The sequence below is a fragment of the Streptomyces tricolor genome (genome assembly GCF_002155905.1).
Lineage (GTDB): Bacteria > Actinomycetota > Actinomycetes > Streptomycetales > Streptomycetaceae > Streptomyces > Streptomyces tricolor.
Map to the genome: position 1 here is coordinate 1 of NZ_MUMF01000125.1, position 5,465 is coordinate 5,465.

The window sequence follows — 5,465 nt, forward strand, 5'->3', positions numbered from 1 at the left end:
TCGTCCGACAACTCCGGCGGTGGCGGCAAGGGCAAGATCACGCTGACCATCGGGACCTTCGGCGTCTTCGGTTACAAGCAGGCCGGCCTCTATGACGAGTACATGAGGCTCCACAAGGACATCAACATCAAGGAGAACGTCACCACCAGAACAGACGTGTACTGGCCGAAGGTGCTCACCCGCCTCCAGGCCGGCTCCGGCACCGACGACATTCAGGCCATCGAGGTCATGAACATCACCGAGGCCGTGCAGACGCAGGCCGGCAAGTTCGTCGACCTCGGCAAGGAGGTCGACAAGTCCCAGTGGCTGGACTGGAAGAACGCCCAGGCCACCAGCCAGGACNNCTACCGCAAGGACCTGTTCGAGAAGGCGGGCCTGGAGACCGACCGCACCAAGCTCGCCGAGCAGTGGAAGGGCGACTGGAGCAAGTACGTCGACCTCGGCAAGCAGTACATGAAGAAGGCGCCCGGCGGCACCAAGTTCGTGGACTCGGCCTCCTCGGTCTACAACGCGGCCCTCGGCGGCGGGGACGAGCGGTACTACAAGGAGGACGGCACCGTCATCTGGGACTCGTCCCCGAGCGTCAAGAAGGCCTGGGACACCGCCATGGAGGTGGCCACCAGCGACATGTCGGCGAAGCTGAAGCAGTTCGACAAGCCGTGGGACCAGGGCTTCGCCAACGGCACCTTCGCCACGGTGGCCTGCCCGGCCTGGATGCTCGGCCAGATCCAGGAGAAGGCCGGTGACTCCGGCAAGGGCAAGTGGGACGTGGCGGCGGCGCCGACCGCGTCCAACTGGGGCGGCTCCTTCCTCGGCGTGCCGACGGCGAGCAAGCACCAGAAGGAGGCCATCGAGCTGGTGAAGTGGCTGACCGCGCCGGAGCAGCAGGCGAAGGTCTTCGCCAAGCAGGCCAGCTTCCCGTCCACCCCGTCGGCGTACGCGAGCCTGAAGCCGGCCGCGGACACCACGGCGTACTTCTCGAACGCGCCGATCACGCAGATCTTCTCCGACTCGGCGAAGACCATCCCGACGCAGTACTTCGGCATCAAGGACCAGCCGATCAACACCGCGCTCACCGACGTCGGCATCCTCCAGGTCGAGCAGAAGGGCAAGTCGCCCGAGCAGGGCTGGGACGCCGCGAACAACGAGATCAAGGACGTGCTCGGCCAGTGAGCAGCTCCAAGCAGGCTCTCGCGCATTCCGCGTCGAGTGCCGAGGCCGCGCCCGGCAGCACGCCGGGCGCGGCCCGGGGCGCTCGCGGTCGCGGTGCGCCGGATGGCGCCGGATCCTGGCGCAGCCGGCTGTACCGCTGGGACATGAAGGCGTCGCCGTACGCCTTCGTCGCCCCCTTCTTCCTGCTCTTCGGGGCCTTCTCCCTGGTCCCGCTGCTCTACACGGCCTGGTACTCGCTGCACAACGTGCAGCTGTCGGCCCTCGACCACAAGACCTGGGCGGGTCTGGACAACTACGAGAACCTGCTGTCCTCGGACTTCTTCTGGAACGCCCTGAAGAACACCCTCACCATCGGCATCATCTCGACCGTGCCGCAGCTGCTGGCCGCGCTGGCACTCGCGCACCTGCTCAACTACAAGCTGCGCGGCTCGACCGCGTGGCGCGTGGTGATGCTGACCCCGTACGCCACCTCGGTGGCGGCGGCCACCCTGGTGTTCACGCTGCTGTACTCGTGGGACGGCGGCATGGTCAACTGGATCCTCGACTTCTTCGGGGTCGACCCGGTCAACTGGCGGGAGTCGGACTGGGGTTCGCAGTTCGCGGTGTCGTCGATCGTGATCTGGCGGTGGACCGGGTACAACGCGCTGATCTACCTGGCCGCCATGCAGGCGATCCCGGCCGACCTGTACGAGTCGGCGGCGCTCGACGGCGCCAACCGCTGGCAGCAGTTCCGGCATGTGACCGTTCCGCAGCTGCGGCCGACGATCCTGTTCACGGTGGTCGTCTCCACCATCGGCGCGACCCAGCTGTTCGGTGAGCCGCTGCTGTTCGGCGGGGTCAGCGGGTCCAAGGGCGGCTCGGAGCACCAGTACCAGACGCTCGGCCTGTACATGTACGACCAGGGCTGGATCATCGGCAACCTCGGCAAGGCGTCCGCGATCGCCTGGTCGATGTTCCTGATCCTGCTGATCGTCGCCGCGGTCAACCTGCTGCTCACCCGACGGCTGAGGAAGTCCCAATGACCACCACTGAACTGACCCCGCCCCGCAAGGGCGGCGGGCGCCGGGGCCGGATGGGTGCGGGCAGGCAGCTGCACGCGGGCCCGGTGACCTACGTTGTGCTGACCGTGTTCGCCCTGGTCTCCCTGGCCCCGCTGGTGTGGACGGCGATCGCCGCCTCCCGCACCAACCACCGGCTGGCCGAGACCCCGCCGCCGCTGTGGTTCGGCGGCAACCTGTTCAAGAACCTGGAAGCGGCCTGGGAGCAGGCCGGGCTCGGCACCGCGATGCTCAACTCGGTGATCGTCGCGGGCACGATCACGGTGAGCACGGTGCTGTTCTCCACGCTGGCCGGCTTCGCCTTCGCCAAGCTGCGGTTCCGGTTCTCGGGCCTGCTGTTGCTGCTGACCATCGGCACGATGATGATCCCGCCGCAGCTCGCCGTCGTACCGCTGTATCTGTGGATGTCGGACCTGGGCTGGTCGAACCAGCTGCACACGGTGATCCTGCCCAGCCTGGTGACCGCGTTCGGTACGTTCTTCATGCGGCAGTACCTGGTGCAGGCGCTGCCGACCGAGCTGATCGAGGCGGCCCGGGTGGACGGGGCGAGCAGTCTGCGGATCGTCTGGCACGTGGTCTTCCCGGCGGCGCGCCCCGCGATGGCGGTGCTGGGTCTGCTGACGTTCGTGTTCGCCTGGAACGACTTCCTGTGGCCGATCATCGCCCTGAACCAGCAGAACCCGACCGTGCAGGTGGCCCTGAACTCGCTCGGCACCGGGTACGTCCCCGACCAGGCGGTGATCATGGCGGGCGCGCTGCTCGGCACGCTGCCGCTGCTGGTCGCCTTCCTGCTGTTCGGCAAGCAGATCGTGGGCGGGATCATGCAGGGCGCGATCAAGGGCTGATCCGCCCGTCCGGTTTCCCGGGGGCCGGGGCTCCGCCGTCCCGGCCCCGTCCCCCACTCACCCGTCGGCTTCTCCGGCACTCACCCGTCGGCTCTTCCGACCCTTCATGGGAGCGCTTCCATGCCTGACTCCGTTTCGTCCCTGACCTTTCCTCCCGCCTTCCTCTGGGGCGCCGCGACCTCGGCGTACCAGATCGAGGGTGCGGTGCGGGAGGACGGCCGCACCCCCTCGATCTGGGACACCTTCAGCCATACGCCGGGCAAGACGGCCGGCGGCGAGACCGGGGACATCGCCGTCGACCACTACCACCGCTACCGCGACGACGTGGCGCTGATGGCGGAGCTGGGCCTGACCGCGTACCGCTTCTCCGTCTCCTGGTCCCGGGTGCAGCCCACGGGCCGGGGGCCGGTGGTCCAGCGGGGCCTGGACTTCTACCGCCGCCTGGTCGACGAACTGCTGGCGCGGGGCATCAAGCCGGCGCTCACCCTGTACCACTGGGACCTGCCGCAGGAGCTGGAGGACGCGGGCGGCTGGCCGGTGCGGGACACCGCGTTTCGGTTCGCCGAGTACGCGCAGCTCGTCGGCGAGGCGCTGGGCGACCGGGTGGAGCACTGGATCACCCTCAACGAGCCGTGGTGCAGCGCCTTCCTGGGCTACGGCTCCGGGGTGCACGCGCCCGGCCGCACCGACCCGGCGGCCTCGCTGCGCGCGGCCCACCATCTCAACCTGGGGCACGGGCTGGCCGTCTCGGCCCTCCGCGCGGCCCTGCCGGCCCGCAACCAGATCGCGATCAGCCTCAACTCGTCCGTCGTGCGGCCCCTGTCCCAGGATCCGGCCGACGTGGCCGCGGCCCGCCGGATCGACGACCTGGCCAACGGCGTCTTCCACGGCCCGATGCTGCACGGCGCGTACCCGTCGACGCTGTTCGACGCCACGCGCTCGGTGACCGACTGGTCGTACGTCCTGGACGGCGACGTGAACACGATCAACGCGCCGCTGGACGCGCTGGGCCTGAACTACTACACCCCGACCCTGGTCTCGGCCGCCTCCGGCGACATCAAGGGCCCCCGGGCGGACGGCCACGGCTCCAGCGAGCACTCGCCCTGGCCCGCCGCCGACGACATCGTCTTCCACCAGACGCCGGGCGAGCGTACGGAGATGGGATGGACGATCGATCCGACGGGCCTGTACGACCTGCTGATGCGCTACACCCGGGAGGCGCCGGGACTGCCGCTGTACGTGACCGAGAACGGCGCGGCCTACGACGACAAGCCCGACCCCGACGGCCGGGTGCACGACCCCGAGCGCATCGCCTACCTGCACGGCCACCTGTCGGAGGTGCGCCGTGCCATCGCCGACGGCGCCGATGTGCGGGGCTACTTCCTGTGGTCCCTGATGGACAACTTCGAGTGGGCGTACGGCTACGACAAGCGGTTCGGCGCGGTGTACGTGGACTACACGACGCTGGAGCGGACGCCGAAGTCGAGCGCGCGGTGGTACGCGGAGGCGGCCCGGACGGGGGCGCTGCCGCCGGCGGACTCCGCCGCGTGACCCGGGGCGCGGCCCGTCGTGGGGGCGGGCCGCGCCCTGGTCCGGCGCCGAGCGGGCGGGGGCGCCGGTGACTACTTGTACGCCGCGAACGCCTTGGTGAAGGCGAACTTCTGCTGCGTGACGGAGCTGCACGTGGCGTCGGCGGTGGGCTTGGTGCCGCCGGCGCACTCCTTGTCGCGGGTCGCGGACCACATGGAGAGCCCGCCCAGGCCCTTGGACTTGGCGAAGTTCACCAGCTGGGTGGCGTCGTCGACCTTGAAGACCTCGGAGGAGACGTCGTTGACGCCGATCATCGGGGTGACGGCGACGGCCTTCCAGGCGGCGGCGTCGGACAGCCCCAGCACGCTCTTGACCTGGGCCTGGGTGGCGGTCGCGGCCTGCTCGGCGTAGGTGCCCATGTCGCCGCTGTACGCGGGGCCGTAGTCCATCGCCATGATGTTGACGGTGTCGATCTTCACGCCGTTGGCCTTGGCGTTCGCGAGGAGGTTCACGCCGTCCTGGGTGAGGCCCTCGGGCATCACCGGCAGGGTGAAGGAGACGTCCAGGTCCGGGTGCCGGGCCTGGAGCTTGGCGATGGCCTGGGCGCGGCGGGTGTTGGCGGCCGTGTTCGGCAGCGCGCCGCCCTCGACGTCGAAGTCGACCTTGGTCAGCCGATACGCGTCGATCGCCTTGCCGTAGGCCGCCGCCAACGCGTCCGCGGAGGAGCAGGTGGTGGCCAGCTCGGAGCCGGAGGCGCCGCCGAAGGAGACCCGGACGTCACCGCCCTTGGCGCGCAGCGCGCCGATCTGCGCGGCCACGGCGTCACGGACCTCACCGGCGACGCCGTGGCCGCGCAGAT

At 69.6% G+C, this 5,465-nt stretch carries 5 protein-coding genes; 4 read left to right on the forward strand and 1 reads right to left on the reverse strand.

Features of this window, described 5'->3' with window-relative positions; all coding sequences use genetic code 11:
• The 4 genes from CCN44_RS10300 to CCN44_RS10315 all read left to right on the forward strand — a co-directional run.
• A partial coding sequence (locus tag CCN44_RS10300) for an ABC transporter substrate-binding protein (RefSeq protein WP_107502059.1) occupies window positions 1-1,173 on the forward strand: 1,173 nt, incomplete at its 5' end.
• Window positions 1,170-2,195: a carbohydrate ABC transporter permease gene (locus CCN44_RS10305; RefSeq protein WP_059249710.1), complete on the forward strand. Its 1,026-nt coding sequence runs from the start codon at window positions 1,170-1,172 to the stop codon at window positions 2,193-2,195. The genes CCN44_RS10300 and CCN44_RS10305, both read left to right, overlap by 4 nt.
• Window positions 2,192-3,076, forward strand: a complete 885-nt coding sequence (locus CCN44_RS10310; RefSeq protein WP_059249711.1) for a carbohydrate ABC transporter permease — start codon at window positions 2,192-2,194, stop codon at window positions 3,074-3,076. Before CCN44_RS10305 ends, CCN44_RS10310 begins: the two co-directional genes overlap by 4 nt.
• Window positions 3,077-3,196: 120 nt before the next feature.
• Window positions 3,197-4,627 (forward strand): GH1 family beta-glucosidase, encoded by a 1,431-nt coding sequence (locus tag CCN44_RS10315; protein WP_059249712.1) that lies wholly within the window; start codon window positions 3,197-3,199, stop codon window positions 4,625-4,627.
• Between the two features lie 71 nt (window positions 4,628-4,698).
• On the opposite strand, the gene CCN44_RS10320 is transcribed toward CCN44_RS10315, so the two are convergent.
• A partial coding sequence (locus CCN44_RS10320; RefSeq protein WP_208639745.1) for a chitinase occupies window positions 4,699-5,465 on the reverse strand: 767 nt, incomplete at its 5' end.

Coding starts and splice junctions, on each gene's coding strand:
- CCN44_RS10310 (WP_059249711.1), top strand. CDS start 2,192: ATGACCACCACTGAACTGACCCCGCCCCGCAAGGGCGGCGGGCGCCGG.
- CCN44_RS10315 (WP_059249712.1), top strand. CDS start 3,197: ATGCCTGACTCCGTTTCGTCCCTGACCTTTCCTCCCGCCTTCCTCTGG.